The 17,042-nt window shown below is 44.9% G+C and carries 12 protein-coding genes; all 12 read right to left on the minus strand.

Features of this window, described 5'->3' with window-relative positions; genetic code table 11:
- Positions 1–228 precede the first annotated feature (228 nt).
- On the minus strand, positions 229–987 hold the full coding sequence (locus Q0486_RS12410; protein ID WP_299233796.1) for an exodeoxyribonuclease III: 759 nt from the start codon (positions 985–987) through the stop codon (positions 229–231).
- Between the two features lie 119 nt (positions 988–1,106).
- A complete protein-coding gene (gene secG, locus Q0486_RS12415) occupies positions 1,107–1,475 on the minus strand; it encodes a preprotein translocase subunit SecG (RefSeq protein ID WP_299233799.1) in 369 nt (122 codons plus the stop codon).
- Positions 1,476–1,481: 6 nt separating this feature from the next.
- Complete coding sequence (locus tag Q0486_RS12420) at positions 1,482–2,225, minus strand: tetratricopeptide repeat protein (protein ID WP_299233801.1); 744 nt, start codon at positions 2,223–2,225, stop codon at positions 1,482–1,484.
- Positions 2,226–2,229: 4 nt separating this feature from the next.
- Positions 2,230–2,754, minus strand: a complete 525-nt coding sequence (locus tag Q0486_RS12425; protein ID WP_299233804.1) for an LptE family protein — start codon at positions 2,752–2,754, stop codon at positions 2,230–2,232.
- Positions 2,741–3,970: a sigma-54 dependent transcriptional regulator gene (locus Q0486_RS12430; RefSeq protein ID WP_299233806.1), complete on the minus strand. Its 1,230-nt coding sequence runs from the start codon at positions 3,968–3,970 to the stop codon at positions 2,741–2,743. Before Q0486_RS12430 ends, Q0486_RS12425 begins: the two co-directional genes overlap by 14 nt.
- A 71-nt stretch (positions 3,971–4,041) precedes the next feature.
- Positions 4,042–5,001 (minus strand): ROK family protein, encoded by a 960-nt coding sequence (locus tag Q0486_RS12435; RefSeq protein WP_299233810.1) that lies wholly within the window; start codon positions 4,999–5,001, stop codon positions 4,042–4,044.
- A gap of 4 nt (positions 5,002–5,005) precedes the next feature.
- A complete protein-coding gene (locus tag Q0486_RS12440; protein ID WP_299234160.1) occupies positions 5,006–6,391 on the minus strand; it encodes a glycoside hydrolase family 125 protein in 1,386 nt (461 codons plus the stop codon).
- A 60-nt stretch (positions 6,392–6,451) separates the two neighbouring features.
- Complete coding sequence (locus Q0486_RS12445; RefSeq protein ID WP_299234163.1) at positions 6,452–8,023, minus strand: trehalase family glycosidase; 1,572 nt, start codon at positions 8,021–8,023, stop codon at positions 6,452–6,454.
- A 35-nt stretch (positions 8,024–8,058) separates the two neighbouring features.
- Entirely contained in the window at positions 8,059–9,168 is a 1,110-nt protein-coding gene (locus Q0486_RS12450; RefSeq protein ID WP_299234165.1) for an alkaline phosphatase, read from the minus strand.
- 57 nt (positions 9,169–9,225) lie between these two features.
- Positions 9,226–12,108, minus strand: coding sequence for a GH92 family glycosyl hydrolase (locus tag Q0486_RS12455; RefSeq protein ID WP_299233813.1), 2,883 nt, complete (start codon positions 12,106–12,108; stop codon positions 9,226–9,228).
- A gap of 126 nt (positions 12,109–12,234) precedes the next feature.
- Entirely contained in the window at positions 12,235–13,866 is a 1,632-nt protein-coding gene (locus Q0486_RS12460; protein ID WP_299233819.1) for a RagB/SusD family nutrient uptake outer membrane protein, read from the minus strand.
- 33 nt (positions 13,867–13,899) lie between these two features.
- The gene (locus Q0486_RS12465; RefSeq protein ID WP_299234168.1) at positions 13,900–16,986 is read right to left on the minus strand and encodes a TonB-dependent receptor; all 3,087 of its coding nucleotides are present in this window, start codon (positions 16,984–16,986) and stop codon (positions 13,900–13,902) included.
- Positions 16,987–17,042: the final 56 nt, after the last annotated feature.

The following is a 17,042-nucleotide window of genomic DNA, read 5'->3' on the forward strand; positions in this document are numbered from 1 at the left end:
TAATGTTGCCATTTCTTTCGCATACTGCTTACACATTTTAATCGTTTATAAATGTGTCTACCTATGGCAGTATAAGACATTTTTAAAAAAGACGGCGGTCTCTTTGGAAAAGTTATTCCGTTGTCTGTTAGATTAAAAAGTTGGATTCTCACCCTTCACACCCTTCACGCTTCACATAAAACGGTGAAAGGTGAAGGGTGTGAAGGGTGAAATTCCAACTTTTTATTTTTATAAATCAAGAACCAATTCTACCGGACAATGGTCGGAACCATATACATCGGTATGTATCTTGGCATCGACTAACTTTTCATTCAAGGACGCAGAGGTAACGAAATAGTCAATACGCCAGCCTGCATTCTTTTCCCTCGCCTTGAAGCGATACGACCACCAAGAGTAGATTTCCTTCTGTTCCGGATAAAAGTAGCGGAAAGTGTCTGTAAAGCCCGCATTCAGCCATCGAGTAAACTTAGCACGCTCTTCGTCTGTAAAACCAGCGTTCTTACGGTTACTCTTCGGATTCTTCAAGTCGATTTCCTGATGAGCCACATTCAAGTCACCACACACCACCACCGGCTTCTTTTCTTCCAACTGCTGGAGATAAGCCAAGAAAGCATCTTCCCAGGTCATACGATAGTCCAATCTCTTCAATCCGTCCTGCGAATTAGGTACATAAACCGTAATGAGATAAAAATGTTCCATTTCCAACGTAATGACACGACCTTCATGATCGTGCTCCTCCACTCCGATTCCATACGCTACCGACAAAGGCTGGTGACGGGTAAAGATAGCTGTACCCGAATACCCTTTCTTTTCGGCGTAATTCCAATACGACTGATAACCCTCAAACTGAAGATCCAACTGACCCGCCTGCATCTTGGTTTCCTGCAAGCAAAAGAAATCGGCATCCAAACGTGCAAACTCTTCTCTGAATCCCTTATCGCAACAGGCACGAAGGCCATTTACATTCCATGATATTAATTTCAACATAATACTTCCATTTTTAATTTTCACAAAAATAAGAAAATCCAAAGGAATGAAAAACAAAAACGGTTCATTTCCTTCCGGGAACGAACCGCCTTTATTCTTTTTCTAAAAAAAGATGCGAATTACTGAGCTGGTGCTTCTTCTGTAGCAGGAGCTTCAGCCGGAGTTTCTGTAGCTGTAGGAGCAACGAAACCTGCAGGTGCATTCAATGGGTTAGTAGCACTTTCTTTTACAGCCTGTTCCATGATAACAGAAGATTCTGCTGTTGCAGAAGGAAGTGCATAAGCACAAGCGATGCTGATGACTACCATAAAACCTGCCAAACCCCAAGTCATCTTTTCAATAAAGTCTGTAGTCTTGCGAACACCCATAATCTGGTTTGAAGAAGCAAAACTAGAAGCCAAACCACCACCCTTAGAGTTTTGAATCATAACTACAAAGCACAAAAGCAATGCAGCGATAATAATCAATCCGATCAATAAAAAATACATTTTCCCTTATTTTTGTTTATTGTTAATAATCAATTTTTCCAAAAATCTAATTTGGTCTGCAAAGTAAGCGTTTTTTTCGGGATATTTCAAATTTAATCTCGTAATTATTTCAAGAGCTTTCGAATATCTTTGCTGTTTTACGTAAATTTTGGCCAAAGTCTCTGTAAAATAGCTTTCTTCCTCCGGTTCTTCCCTTGTTTGCTCCAAAGAATCCTCCTCTTCTTCCACTACTGAAGAAATCAAAGGTTGTTCCTCGGAATTCTCCAAAAAACTATCAATTAGATCTTGACCTTTCATTTTTGGTTCTTCCTCACCCTTCACTTCTTCTCCCACAAACGAGTCCTTCATCAAGTAGGATGTATAGTCCGTCGCTGCTTCTATTGGCAAAGAAATAATGTTCGAAGCAGAAGGTTCTTCCGGTAAAGTGGACAAGAAAGCATCGATCAATGAGAGTGTACGATCCACTCCAACAGTTTCTTCCGGTACCAGCTGTTTTTCCAATGCCTTCAAAGTATATCGTTCCCCTTCTACCAAAGAGAAAAGGACACGACGATCGGCAATATACAAAGCAGCCCGTCGGAGCTCCTCCCCGAAAGTGATGTCATGCAGCAAGAAAAGGTTCTTGAGGTACAGCAATCGGGCCGTCTGGAAATAAGGATAGCGTGCGAGCAACGAACGAAGCTCGTACAAAGACTCCCGATCCAATCGCTCGGGATGTTTTATCCATTCATAAAGACGTTGCTGTATCATACATTTACCAGTTTGCTACGGTTGCATTAAAAATCTGGTCTACAATGTCCTTAATCATCTGGTTCACCAATTCGTCCTGTACCGAAGCCAACTGCTGAGTAGCATCGTATTCACGGCTAGCCGAGAACTGTTTAGCCTCGAAGTTTTCCTGTGGATTGGAATTGTTGGTGAAAGTAACACGAACGGTCATACGAAGTTCGGCCATGGTAGAATAACCATCAGCTCCTACCCCTTTATTATAAGCATCGTAATTGGTGATTTCACCAGAAAGAGTCAAGTCACCACCACGTTTCACCATCTGCAAACGGGTTTGTTGGGTATAGATATCCTGCAAAGCTGTATTGAACATACTTTCCATAGGCCCCCATACAAAGCCCACCGAACGATTGGCAAAGTTTTCGATGGCGATAGACTTCACCTTTGTATAGTCAATGGACGATCCATTGAACTGATAAGAAACAGAACAAGCCGTCATCACGATAGCCATGACACACATTGTTCCCCAATATTTCATTTTATTCCAAACCATATTCCTTTATTTTTCGATAGAGTGTACGTTCTGATATTTTCAAGTCCTTTGCTGCATTCTTCCGTCGTCCATGGTGACGTTCCAAAGCTTTCCGAATCATCTCCTTCTCCACTTCATCCAATGAGAGTGTCTCTTCTACGTATTCTTCTGTATCCTGGATATCATCATCCGCATGAGAAATAGTAGGAGTGGCATGGGTCAATGGAGAGATATTGATGGTAGGCGATGTTACAGCCGGATGTACCATACTATAGTTAGGTTCGCCTCCCCGTTCAGCCATGAGCGTATTGACCAACTTCTTCAGTTCCGTCATGTCCCGACGCATATCAAACAAGACTTGATACAGAATTTCCCGTTCGCTTTCGAACGTCTTTCCCCCACCATTGCCCTTGGCACCGAACAGCATCGGCAACCGAGCATCCATCTGTTGGGCAGGCAAATAATTCTGCAAAATATGAGAATTGATTTCCCGATGGGTCTCAATGATGGAAATCTGCTCCGTGATGTTCTTCAACTGACGAACATTGCCCGGCCAAGGATAAGCCATCAGCATGGCCTTTGCATCTTCGGTCAACTGCACCGAAGGCATTCGATATTTCTCAGCAAAATCAGAAGCAAATTTACGGAACAACAAAGAGATATCCTCGCCACGTTCACGCAAAGGAGGTATCTTGATAGGTACAGTATTCAGACGATAGAACAAGTCCTCACGGAAACGTCCCGAAGCAATGGCTTCCGCCAAATTCACATTGGTAGCCGCCACAATGCGGACATCTGTCTTCTGAACCTTGGAAGAACCTACCTTAATATATTCGCCACTTTCCAGCACACGCAACAAGCGAGCTTGAGTAGATAGAGGAAGCTCCCCTACTTCATCCAAGAAAATGGTACCCCCATTGGCTTCCGCAAAATAACCGTTACGGTCACCAATAGCGCCCGTAAACGAACCCTTTTCATGACCGAACAATTCCGAATCAATGGTACCTTCCGGAATGGCCCCACAGTTCACTGCAATATAATATCCATGCTTCCGGCGACTGAACTGATGAATAATCTGGGGAAAGTTTTCCTTACCTACCCCACTTTCACCGGTAATCAGTACCGACAAATCGGTTGGAGCCACCTGCATTGCAATATCAATGGCTCTATTCAGTCCTTCGGCATTCCCAATAATACCAAAACGGAGTTTGATGTTCTGAATCTCAGCTTTTACCATATTCTTTTTGCTAAACCATGACAAAATTACTAATAAGTTGGTATACAACAAGCAATTTTGTCAGTTTTTAACTATCTATCGGTCCAAGCCAAGGCTGCAGCCCCCAATAAGGCCGCTTCTGCATCCTTCAATTGCGACACGAGAAAACGAGCTGTACCTTTATAATTATCAAATACCGTTTCGTTATAAGTCTTCACAATAGGTTCCATCAACAAGTCGCCAGCCTTGGTCAAACCACCAAAGAAGATAAAGGCTTCCGGATCGGAGAAAGTAGCAAAGTCCGCACAACTTTCACCCAACAACTGTCCAGTAAAAGCAAAGACCTCATTACCCAATCGGTCTCCTTGCACGGCTGCATCGTATACATCCTTCGAAGTGATTTCATCCAAAGGCAAAGCATGAAGCGGACTTTCCAGATAGTTGCCTGAAGCCAAGTATTCACGGGCTGTTTCCGCCACTCCCGTTGCCGAACAATAGGTTTCCAAGCAACCCTTCCGTCCACAAGGACAAGGACGACCGTTTTCCGGACGAATGGAGGTATGCCCCAATTCACCTGCGAAACTTCGCTTACCATATACCAACTGGCCATTGACCACAATACCACTTCCGACACCTGTTCCCAAAGTCAGCATAATGAAATCCTTCATGCCTTTGGCTGCTCCATAGAGCATTTCACCCAAAGCAGCGGCTTTCGCATCATTGGTCATTCGCACACGGATTCCCAAACGTGTTTCCAATTTAGAGGCCAAAGGTACGATTCCTTTCCAAGGAAGGTTAGTCGCATTCTCGATGGTTTGTCCCCAATAATTCACATCGGGAGCACCGATGCCAAAAGCTTCGATTTGGTCTTTTCCACCGACCTGTTCGAACAAGCGTTCAGCCACTAAGGCACACTGTTCTACATAGTCTTCCAACAGAGAAAAAGATTGTGTACGGAAGCTATCCGTACACACAATCTTTCCAGTCTCGTCGACTACCCCTAATACTGAATTTGTCCCTCCTAAATCAAGGGCCAATACATAAGGTTTCATATCTTTACTTCTTATAAGTATCCTTTAAAATTTCAGGACATTCACGATAAGCCTTTACTACCAATTCACCAAACAAGGTATTGGTCCAAGCAAACCAAGAACGGGTAAACTTATGATGATCATTCACATGGAAGCTTTCGTGCATAAAGCCTGTGTCTGCATCAGTATTGCAAAGATGAGTCAGACATTCCTTGATTTCTGCGGCATCATTAGTTGTCAATCCCTTGATAATCATACTCATTGGCCATGCATAATCCAATCCTACGTGCGGTCCACCAATGCCTTCACCATCCTTACCCTTGAAGAAGTATGGGTTGTTTTCACTCCAAACCAACTTACGGGTATTCTGATAGAGCGGATCGTCCTGTGCACAATAACCCAAATAAGGAGCAGCCAACAAGCTAGGCACATTGGCATCGTCCATGCAATAAGAGTTACCGTAACCATCCACTTCAAATGCATAAACCTTTCCCGCTACCGGATGATTCACGACACCATATTTCTGAATAGCAGCATCCACTTCGTCTGCCAATGCCTTGCATTCAGCAGCAAATTCTGTATTCTTCAATACCTTGGTTTCGATTTCGGCTAACTGACGCAACGATACCACGGCAAACATGTTCGATGGAATCAAGAAGCCATATTGAGTAGCATCATCCGATGGACGGAAAGCAGAGAAAATCAAGCCAACCGGCTTCACCGGTGCACCGAAACCACCATTGATTTGAGAATCAGTCGGACGGTCACAATCACGCATGAAGCTATATGGACCGAGATTGTCCTTACGTTGTTGTTCCTTGAAAGTCTTTACGACCAACTGCATGGCTTCGTGCCATTGGGCATCAAATACCGAAGTATCGCCTGTGAGCAACCAATAGAAATAAGCTACACGAATCGGATAACACAATGAGTCGATTTCCCATTTGCGTTCGTGCAATTCCTTACGCATCTTTTGAGTCATGTCACTTTCCCAATAGCTACCCTTCGGGCCATCGTTGAAAGCATTCGCATACGGATCGAGCAAGATACAAGCTGTCTGACGGTTAATCAAACCAGCAATCAATGTCTGCAATTCCTTATCCCCTTCCATCAAAACCAAGTACGGCCATAACTGAGCAGAGGAGTCACGCAACCACATGGCATCAATATCGCCTGTAATGACAAAAGTATCCGGTTTCTTGCCATCCATTTTAAATTTTACGGTAGTATCCAAGGTATTCGGATAACAATTCTGGAACATTTCACGCAACTTCGGGTCCTGAATAACCTTACTTACTTCCTTAATCAGTTTTTCTACCGCCTTCGAAGTAAAGTTTCTTTCTGCTACTGGTGGACGCTTGTTGTCTACCTTATTTTCTGCTTCCACCGACGATGGTGCCAATGCCAACATACATGCCAATGCCGATGCAGCTATCCAATGATTCTTCTTCATATAATAAATGTATTAGATTTAGAAATTATTTTTTCCGGCAACTACCTGGAAGGTTTCTTCCTTGTCGCCATAACGGACTACCAACTGGAAATCCACATTCGATTCCACTTCGATTTTCGGTTTATCAGCTGCCGAACGACGACCATTTGCCTTCAAAGTAATCAATCCTTCCGGACCGAACGGATAGCGTTCGATACCGTTAGCTTCAGTCAAATTCATATCCCATACAATCTTCTTGTTGGTATAATCGCCACGGATGCCAATGATGAATTCAATCAATTCCGCAATCGGTGCCAAACCGGTCCAACCGATAAAGTCCTTACGAGCCATGAATCCCGGTTCGGTACTTTCCGGTGCATAATATTCAAAGAATGTATTGGTCTTCTTGTACACCTGGAACACTTGGTCGTAATGGTTCAATGCAATTTCACGAGCTTCCTTATCGAAACCTTTCTGCTTCAAGCCAGTCATCACCATGTAGTTGGTTCCCGGCCAAACGCCACCCTGCCAATAACGACCGTTTGCCTTGTAACGGGCATTGTCTGCCGACAAAGAAGGAACACGGTGTGTACGCTTGAAAGTTGCCGGATTATCCAATTCCTTTACCAAACGCTTGGTTTGATCATCGTTCAACACATCCGAGTACAATGCCCAATAAGCACCGATACCCTTGGTCTTGCAAAGCGAACCATCGGCATACTGGTCATACAAGAAGCCGGTTTCTTCATCCCACAAGTTTTCACGAATATATTTCTTGAGATGTTCCACTTCATCCTCGAACTCTTCGATTTCCTGCCAGCGTTCCAAATAGAAACCCATTTCGAGCAACAAGTTGGCAATGAAGAGTTGCTGCAAGTTGGTATCCAACCAAATCATGTGACCATGGCTGAAAATCATGCTGTATTCGCTTGGTACGCGAGGCATATTGTCCATACCTGTACCCCAACCACTCGACCAATACATACCGTTTCGCCAAGTGCGGTTCAACTTCAACCACTTATAATAAGAACAAAGTACAGGGAAAATCTTGTGCAAACGTTCCATATCGCCAAACTGGTGGAAGTACACCATTTCACACCAAGGGATCAAGTTCGGTCCTGTACTTACCGGGTCGTAACGTTCGAAGCAGTCGGCACCATCTGCCTTGATTTCACGACAGATAAAACCGTCCGGATGCTGCTTGGCATAGAAGTTGTCCAAAGTATTCTGGAACGGGAAGAAACGGGCGCCATAACGGGCAAACATCAAGATAAAGGAAGAGTCCCACATAAAGATGTTTCCATTATAGGCAGTATCGATGTACGGCATGATGAAACCGGAACCCGGTTGAGGATTGCGCAAATTGCCAACCCCGATTTCCCAAGCACGCCAATACATGTTGATTTCCTCGTCATGACCAGCCCAAATAGGCTTCGGGAGAACTTCCTTCGCTTCCGCAAAAGTAGGTAGAGTGACATACTTAGGCTGCTGTACACGGAATTCATTTTCCGCCACCAATGCCTGCTTTACATACGTATCCTTATAAGGAATCTTATAAATACTGTCATTGCCACAACTTTGTGCATGACCGATGCCCGGCAACATAGCCATACCGAGCAAACCTGCTATGATTGTTCTTCTTTTCATCATTTCTTCAATTTTAAGAGGGTTGCAATCTTATCGAATATCGCGGTATTTTCATACAAGCCGGTAAAGTGTTCCGCACCCGGACCGAATGCATAAACAGGAACCATCACGCCTGAATGGCTACCTGTCGAGAACTTACACTTGATTTCGCCTTTCTGCAAATCACCATCCACCAAGGTCAAACCGCCTGTTTCATGGTCAGCAGTCACAACGACCAAAGTTTCTCCATCCTTAGCCGCCCATTCGAATACCTTACCTACCGTACGATCGAAGTCATGGGTTTCCTGCATCAACAAGTCCAAATCGTTGAAATGACCATAGTCATCCAATTGGGAACCTTCAATCATTAGAAAGAATCCCTTCTTGTTCTTGTCCATGATATCCATGCCCTTCAAAGCCGATTGAGCCAAACGGTCTCCACGTTCTGCCGGTACCGGAGTATCTCTCTTATCTGTTACGGCAAAGATTTTACCATTCTTCAAGGCTTGGGCTTCTTCCCAACTACGGGCTACTTGATAGCCCTTCGCTTCCAACTCTTGGAATATGTTACGGCCATCCGGACGATTCTCAAACTTCTCTGCTCCACCACCCACTACATAGTCGGCATCACATTCCACATAGTCGGCTACCAAATCATATTCATCATCACGATCCACGTTGTGACAACAGAAATCGGCCGGTGTGGCATCCCACAAGCGACAAGTGACTGCAATACCAGCCGACATACCTTTCTGCTTTGACAACGTAATCAACGAAGGCAATTCATTTCCTTGAGGGTCTACCCCTACGTAATGATACTTGGTCTTCTGACCCGTTGCAATGGCGGTTCCTCCTGCTCCAGAGTCGGTAATCAGTTTATCCGCACAATAAGTCTTCGACAAGCCAACTGCCTGGCTATTGTCCAAATACAACTTACCCCGATTGGCTGTCCAAGCCGAATAGACATGCATCAAGCTCATGCCATCACCAATCATCAGAACCACATTCTTTACTTTCTTACCCTTCGGTGCCTTGATTTCTGGCACATCGTAAGGGTTTTCCATAATGTATGTATGAAGTTTGGCTTCTCTAGCCACTTCCTGTGCCTGCATCGGTTGGGAAACTTGCATACTTCCCAACAATAATGCGGCCATTCCTAATTTTATCCAATGCTTGTTCATGTATTCTTATTTCACAAATAATTTTTCAACCGGAATCTTTTCAAACTCATCCTTACCCGGGAGTCTCCACCCCCAACTCAAATGATCTCCTTCGTAATCTTCCAAGTAAAGCAACTGATAAGTATGTAAGCCTTTCTTCAAAGCCACCTTACCACTAGCTACCAATGCCGAGTGAGAACCATCGTTATCTACGATCTTTTCTCCATCGATGTACAAGACACTACCATCATCCGAACGGGTGAAGAAACCATAGATACCATCTTCCGGAATGTCAAACATACCCGTAAAGGTATAACCGAAGTGGTCCGGTTGTACAGCTTCCTTAATGGAAGGTTCGGTCATGACACCTTGCTTTACGAACTTTCCATTCTTCAAATCAGCCACCTTCTGGAAGTTACCTATTACATGTACATAGTTCACACCATTGACTGTACCCTTGGCTTGACGAGCCGGTTTGAATTCGGCCTTGGTTGCTTGAACAGTAAAGGTACGGCTAGGCTTGTAACCTTCCTTGAATGCCTTGGCTTTTATCAGCTTCGAGCATCCCAAAGTAAATGGTTCTACATATCCAAATGAATTTTCATCCGGTTCTTCACCATTGAAAGTGAAATAAATCCTGGCTCCTTCGGTGGTTGTTGACAAAGACACTTCTGTCTCTCCTTCAAACAGATGCAAGTCCTGACTCACATACGGCATCGATACCCAATTGCCTTCAGTAGCCGAATAAGGAGCAGCCTCATCCGATGTACCTCTATGCATATTCGGTTCATCAGTCAACGTAAAGGCCAGGGTGCCACCCTGCATCAACTGTTCGTAAGTGATGAAGTTCTTTTCAATCGGTTGGCCATTCAATGTTACCGCATCGATATAGATATTCTTGGTTGGATTGTTGGCAGTAATGGTCAAAGTCTTGCCATTCGCCAATTGCAAATCCACTTGTTCGAAGATTGGAGTAGTCAAAGCGAATTCATTGCTACCCGGACATACCGGATAGAAGCCCATAGCGCTCATGATATACCATGCCGACATCTGACCGCAGTCTTCATTACCCACGATACCTTCTGGGGTCGGTGCATACATTTCATCGAGCAAACGACGGGTCATGGCCTGTGTCTTCCAAGGCTGACCGATATAATTATAAAGATAGGCCATGTGGTGACTTGGCTCATTGCCATGTGCATACTGACCAATCAAGCCGGTAATATCCGATGCCTTTCCTACGACACCCGCCGATGTATTGAACAAGTCATCCAAATCGGCCGTAAAGGTTTCCTTACCACCGAAGAGTTGAATCATACCATTCACATCATGAGGTACGAAGAAACGATATTGCCAAGCAGTCGCTTCGGTAAATTCATGACCTACCGCATCCGGATTGAACTTTTCTTCCCAGTTGCCATCCAAACGCTTGCCATGGAAGAAACGGACATTGCCATCGAATACATTGCAATAGTTCAAGGCACGTTCCATGTATTCCTTGTGAACGTCTTCCTTACCCATCGCCTTGGCCATCTGAGCAATGGTCCAGTCATCGTATGCATATTCCAACAAACAAGATACCGATTCACGCTTGATGTTCGAAGGGATGAAACCATACTTCGTATAAAAGTCCGAACCCTTGGCATTCTTGTTGGAAGAAACCACCATCGCTTCCAATGCCTTTTCAGCATCATAACCACGGATGCCCTTCATGTAAGCATCGGCAATGATGGAAGCCGAGTGATAGCCAATCATCGTTCCTGTCTCGCCCGAAGAAAGCGGCCAGATAGGAAGTTCGCCAGTCACTTCATACATATTGAGCAATGACTGAATCATGTTGTTCACCAATTCGGTATCGGTCAAAGTCATCAACGGATGCCATGCACGGAACGTATCCCAAGTAGAGAAAGTGGAATAAGTGGTCTTTCCTTCCGGAGTCTTTGTGATGCTGCTATCATGGCGACGATAGTCATTGTTGATGTCGTTGGTACGGTTAGGCACCACCAATGAATGATACCAAGCCGTATAGAAATTGGTGCGTTGTGCTTCGGTACCTCCCTTTACGTTCACTATAGCCAATTCCTTTTCCCAAGCCGCCTTGGCCTGCTGGCAAACGGCCTCGAAGTTGAAGTCCGGCATATCGTGCAACAAGTTTTCACGGGCATTTTCTGCGCTGACGATGGAAAGACCTACCTTGGCCAACACTTCGCGTTCTTGACCGAAGTGAGCCAGCCCTTGCTTGTCATTCAGCTGTTGCCATTCCTGAATCGGCTTCGAGAACTGAAGCACGAAATAGATGTATTGGTTGTCCACCCAACTACGGGTACGTCTCATTCCCACGATTTCATTATCGGCAGTCTGCTTCAATTCCGCTTCGTAGATGAAGTCATCGGTATTCAGGATGTGAGTTAAATCCACAATCACAGAAGCATCCTTATCATTCAGATAGGTGTATCGATGCATACCGGCAAAGGTCGATGCCGCCAGTTCCACCTTGATTTGCTCTTCAGCCAAGGTCACGGCATAGTATCCCGGAGTCGCCTTTTCAGAGTCGTGCGAGAAAGCCGCCGGCAAGAAGATATCCCCCTCTCCTTCCAAGCGTACCGGTTGGGTAGTAGGACGAAGCAAGACATCACCCAAGTCCTGACATCCCGTACCGCTCAAGTGCGTGTGTGAAAAACCTAGAATCGTTGAATCCGAATAATGATAGCCCGAGCTGGCATCCCAATTGCCTCGACGGGTATCGGGACTTAACTGAACCGCACCGAAAGGAGTCGTTGCACCCGGATAAGTATGTCCATGGAATCCTGTCCCGATGAAGGGATCTACATAATCAATCGGATTTTTCTGCGGAGAAGAACAAGCACAGAACAAGCAAAGTCCTCCCACCAATAAATCTGTGTATTTCATATACTTTTCATTAAATTTCAAACCATTCAACAAAAATAAGGAAAACACAAGATATACCCAAAATTATCTACAAAAAAACGGCAGTATTCAAAATACCGCCGTCTTTATTTCTGTATATGAAACGAATCAATAACCTTCGTTCTGCTTCAACTGACCGTTTGACTTAGTTACCTGTTCGCTAGGATAAGGGAACACCATCATATAGTCTGCATACGAGTTCTTATTTACATAGTCACCATAACCTTCGATAGTGAAAGCCGATGCCGGATTAGCACGGTCTTCGTATACACGTACTCGTGGATGAGCGTTCAACTCAGCAGCTGCCAACGCCTTGATTTCAGCATTATTGGAACGATGCCAACGCTTCAAGTCGAACAAGTGGTCGGTGAATTCGAATGCCAATTCACAACGACGTTCGTGATACAAATCGGCCATAGTAGCTGTACCTGCCAAAGGCTGCAAATTAGAACGTACACGGATGCGGTTCAAATCAGCAGTAGCCTTGTCGGCAGCACCGGTCATCAAGTAAGCTTCCGCACGGAACAACAACATTTCAGCGAAACGGATAATCGGGAAGTTCAAACGAACTGTCGGCCAGTTACCGTTAGTGTTTACATAACCTTCGTCAGTAGCATTGGCATGCTTGAATGGGTCCATGTACTTGTTAATCATGAAACCAGCTTCCAAGTCGGAAGTTGACCAGAAAGTACGTGTTTCACCGAAGAACTGGAATTCTTGTCCGTACTCCAAGATAGAACGAACCAGACGATCGTTACCTTCACCATCCTTAGCCATCATTTCGTAGATGTCGTAAGAAGGCTTGTTCTGACCCCAGCCGTTGTATACACCCCAACCCTTGTTTTCGAGGATAACACCCGGGAATTCAGAGCCACCACCGCTTGAACCACCGTTACCAGGGATAGTCCAAAGGTATTCAGCGTTCCAGAAATCCTTGAAGTCTGAAGAGAATACGTCGGCAAATGTAGGAGCCAAATCGCGGCCATAAGCAGTTTCCAACTGGTTCACCATTTCGATGACCTTGCTCCACTGGCCTGCTTCCCAAGTTGCCCAATAAGCGTATGTCTTCGCCTTGAAAGCTACGGCAGCTGCATCGTGAGCACGACCACGGTTGTCTGCATCGTATTCTTCGAAACGTGGCAAGTAACTGATAGCCTTGTCCATATCTTCGATAATCAACTGGTAATTCTCCATTACCGATGCACGCTGTGGAGGAATGGAGTTATCATAACCATTTTCAAAATCTTCATAACGTACGAATGGAACACCCTGCTTGTCGGTACCATAACGGTAAGCGATGATGAAGTGTGCCCAAGCACGGTTGAAATAAGCTTCACCCAAGCTGCGCTTTTCCACTTCGCTCAAAGCAGTCGAAGCTTCCTTGTTCAACAAACCGTCAATCACCCAGTTGGCACGAGCCATGGTAGAATACATACGGCTGAACACGTCTCTCAACGGAGACTCATCGCCGGTATAGTTCAAGGTAGCCAAAGTATTGTAACCACGGGTACGACCCCATACTACGTCACAAGCACCACCCTGTTCCCAGAACAACTCACGTCCGTAGCAACCTTCCTGATGGAATCTTTCATACAAGCCATCGATGGCATCAATTGCCTGCTGGTCGTTTGTAAAATATTGGGTAGTCGTAGCATCGCCTTCCGGTTGTACATCCAGGAAGTCGCTACATGAGCTACATACCAATGCAGACAAAGCAAAAACTGAAATATATTTTTTCATCTTCTTATTCTTTTATTTATTAGTCAATCTTTCTTAGTATGTCAACTTCACACCCAAAGAGAATACTCTAGATACCGGATACTTCATGGCATCCCAACCACCACATTCAGGGTCCATACCTGAGTAGTCAGTAATAGTGAAGAGGTTTTCACCACTGAAGTATACAGACATGCTGCTCTTGCGTTCGTTCAAATGAGCACACTTACGGAGTACGTCTGTCAAGTCGTATGATACAGTGAAGTTCTTCAAACGGAGGTAAGAAGCATCTTCCAAGTACCAATCAGAAGCTGTACTGAAGTTACTGTTCGGGTCGTTCTTTGCCAAACGTGGAATGTCAGAACCGGTATTGCTTGGGCTCCATGCATTCAAGATTTCCTTTGAACGGTTGAAGCTACCTTCGGCATCACTCAAGCCCATGTACTTACCAGCATAGAATGCTTGAGCACCACCTACACCCTGCAACATAGCGCTCACTGAAAGCTTCTTGTAAGTGAAACCACCTGAAAGAGCGAATGTAGTTTCCGGAGTAGCATTGCCCATGTACTGACGGTCGTTGGTATCAATCTTACCATCGTTGTTGAAGTCTACGAACTTCAAGTCACCGGCTACAGCATCCGGTTGGATACGCTTGCCATCCTTCACGTAAGCAGCTGCTTCAGCATCGCTTTGGAAGATACCATCAGCCTTAATCAAATAGAACGAGTTGAGCGGTTGGCCTTGTGCAGTCTGATAGATGTAAGGGATGTTACGGAAACCACCTTCGCCAGTCCATACCCCCGGAGTACCGTCCTGATTCTTCACGCCGATATCGGATACCTTATTCTTAATATAAGAGAAGTTACCTGATACGAAGTAGCTCCAATCCTTGTTGATCTTGTCCTTCCAGCTCATCTGTGCTTCGAAACCACGGTTTCTGATTTCACCCTGATTAACCAACATACCGCTGATACCGATGGTGTTCGGCCAGTTCATGGTCTGTTCCTGAATCAAGTTGAATGTACGCTTGTCGAAGTAGTCGAGAGCTACGTTCAAGCGGTTATTAAACATATCGAGGTCAATACCCAAGTCCCATTGTTCAGAAGTTTCCCAAGTCAAGTTCGGGTTCAACGCTACACCATTGTATACGAAGTTTTCCCATACCTTGCCCGATTCAGGACCATATTGAGCTTGTTCTGACCAAGATGACTTCTTCAATACAGCCGACTTGTAGTTGTAACCGATAGAACCCAAGTTACCTACACGACCCCAAGAAGCACGTACCTTCAACAAGTTCACTACATCGTTTTCCGGGAAGAAAGCTTCGTTTGAAATCTTCCATGCAGCAGTCAAAGCCGGGAAGTCACCATAGTTATTGTCCTTCGGCAAACGGCCTGCATAGTCACGACGCCAAGAAGCAGTCAAGAAGTAACGGTCATCGTATGAATAAGCCAAACGACCAATCAATGAAACGTTAGCATCCGGACCAGTCAAGAAATCGTAAGCAGTAGTAGAACCTGCATATGACAAGTATTGCAAATAACTTGATTCATCAGCAAAGTCCTTACCATCCACTTCCAAGCCACGCATTGCATAGTGGTCTGCAGTAGTAGAAAGCAATACACCTACTGTATGCTTGTCATTGAAAGTATTGTCATAAGTCAAGGTATTTTCAGTCTTCCATGCATCGGTACGATAGCTATAGTTGTTCAAGCTGTTCGACAATTCAGGCTTACCCACTTCATCACGGATTGGGCTGAAGTTCTTGTAGTTCTGATGTTCGAGGCTATAAGTGAAACGGCTGGTGAACTTCAAACCAGGAACGATATTGGCAATTTCCAAGCTAGTAGTAGACCATACTTCGCTAGTCTTGTCGTAACGGTTGTGAGCTTCCAACAAACGCATTGGGTTCACAGCATCACCATGAGCATCGGCAAAGTTTGAACCATATTGTGCGATGTAAGCCGGATCCTCAGTAGTTGTACCACCGTATGTACCATCCAACGGATTATAAACAGTAGCACTGGCTGGCATGAACATTGCTGCAATAACCGCACCTGTATAACCGCTATTAGTGTCTACTGAACGGTCTTCGTGGTTCTTCCAAATCAAGTCTTCGCTGATAGTCACCCACTTGTTCAATTTGAACTTACCATTATAACGCAAAGTAAAATGCTTGTCGAATGTATTTTCCAATACACCTTCGTCTTGGTCAAAAGCAAATGAAAGGCGGTTAGAATAATTTTCAGTACCTACGTTCAATGCCACATTGTGACGTTGGTAGAAACCAGTACGGAAAATTTCATCCATCCAGTCTGTACGAGTAGTACCAATCCATGGATTCTTGCTTACATCCCAACCAGCCGGCAATGACAAGCCAGCATTAGCATATGAAAGCTGACGCATCTTTAATTGCTCTTCTGCATTCAATGGTTCAATCAAGTTCATGGCTTGACGGATACCGAATGTTGCATCGTAACTCAATGATGGAGCACCTTCCTTAGCCTTCTTGGTAGTCACCAACACTACACCACCGGCTCCCGACTGAGCACCATAGATAGCAGCCGAAGCCGCGTCCTTCAATACAACGATTGATTCGATATCGTTCATGGAAGCAATCGGAGCACCTGGTACACCATCTACTACCCACAACACATTGTCACCATTCTGAGAACCTTGACCACGAATCACGATATTCGGAGTACCGGTTGGGTCACCACCATTCGATGAAACAACCACACCGGCCAACTGACCTTGCAACATACCTTCCGTAGAGCTAACCGGACGAGTGACCAAATCTTCCGTATTGCTCAATACACCTACAGATGCAGACAAGTCCTGCTTACGCTGACCTGCACCATAACCCAAAACCACGACTTCGTCCAAAAGTTCTGTGTCTTCCTTCAAAGTAATGGTCATATTAGCCTGTGCTGTCAGTTCCTGAGCCGCATAACCAATGTAGCTGATAGACAAGACAGCACCTTCCTTCACATTCAATTGGAAATTACCATCGAAATCGGTAATCGTACCGTTGGTAGTACCTTTTTCCAAAACACTAGCCCCAATTACAGGCTCGCCATTGGCATCTAATACCCGACCTTTAATGGTCTTGTTCTGCTGGATAGAGGCTATCTCATCCACCATGGTATTACCGTGTACTGACAACGGGAATGCACATCCCAGCATGGCAGCACTCAGTA

This window comes from uncultured Bacteroides sp. (assembly GCF_937912035.1).
GTDB lineage: Bacteria > Bacteroidota > Bacteroidia > Bacteroidales > Bacteroidaceae > Phocaeicola.

What these genes read in the sequence shown, in the direction of transcription:
- Q0486_RS12440 (WP_299234160.1), bottom strand. Translation starts at nt 6,391, where the DNA reads ATGTTGGCATTGGCACCATCGTCGGTGGAAGCAGAAAATAAGGTAGAC.
- Q0486_RS12445 (WP_299234163.1), bottom strand. Translation starts at nt 8,023, where the DNA reads ATGGCTATGTTGCCGGGCATCGGTCATGCACAAAGTTGTGGCAATGAC.
- secG (WP_299233799.1), bottom strand. Translation starts at nt 1,475, where the DNA reads ATGTATTTTTTATTGATCGGATTGATTATTATCGCTGCATTGCTTTTG.
- Q0486_RS12435 (WP_299233810.1), bottom strand. Translation starts at nt 5,001, where the DNA reads ATGAAACCTTATGTATTGGCCCTTGATTTAGGAGGGACAAATTCAGTA.
- Q0486_RS12460 (WP_299233819.1), bottom strand. Translation starts at nt 13,866, where the DNA reads ATGAAAAAATATATTTCAGTTTTTGCTTTGTCTGCATTGGTATGTAGC.
- Q0486_RS12455 (WP_299233813.1), bottom strand. Translation starts at nt 12,108, where the DNA reads ATGAAATACACAGATTTATTGGTGGGAGGACTTTGCTTGTTCTGTGCT.
- Q0486_RS12425 (WP_299233804.1), bottom strand. Translation starts at nt 2,754, where the DNA reads ATGGTTTGGAATAAAATGAAATATTGGGGAACAATGTGTGTCATGGCT.
- Q0486_RS12430 (WP_299233806.1), bottom strand. Translation starts at nt 3,970, where the DNA reads ATGGTAAAAGCTGAGATTCAGAACATCAAACTCCGTTTTGGTATTATT.
- Q0486_RS12465 (WP_299234168.1), bottom strand. Translation starts at nt 16,986, where the DNA reads ATGGTGGATGAGATAGCCTCTATCCAGCAGAACAAGACCATTAAAGGT.
- Q0486_RS12420 (WP_299233801.1), bottom strand. Translation starts at nt 2,225, where the DNA reads ATGATACAGCAACGTCTTTATGAATGGATAAAACATCCCGAGCGATTG.
- Q0486_RS12410 (WP_299233796.1), bottom strand. Translation starts at nt 987, where the DNA reads ATGTTGAAATTAATATCATGGAATGTAAATGGCCTTCGTGCCTGTTGC.
- Q0486_RS12450 (WP_299234165.1), bottom strand. Translation starts at nt 9,168, where the DNA reads ATGCAAGTTTCCCAACCGATGCAGGCACAGGAAGTGGCTAGAGAAGCC.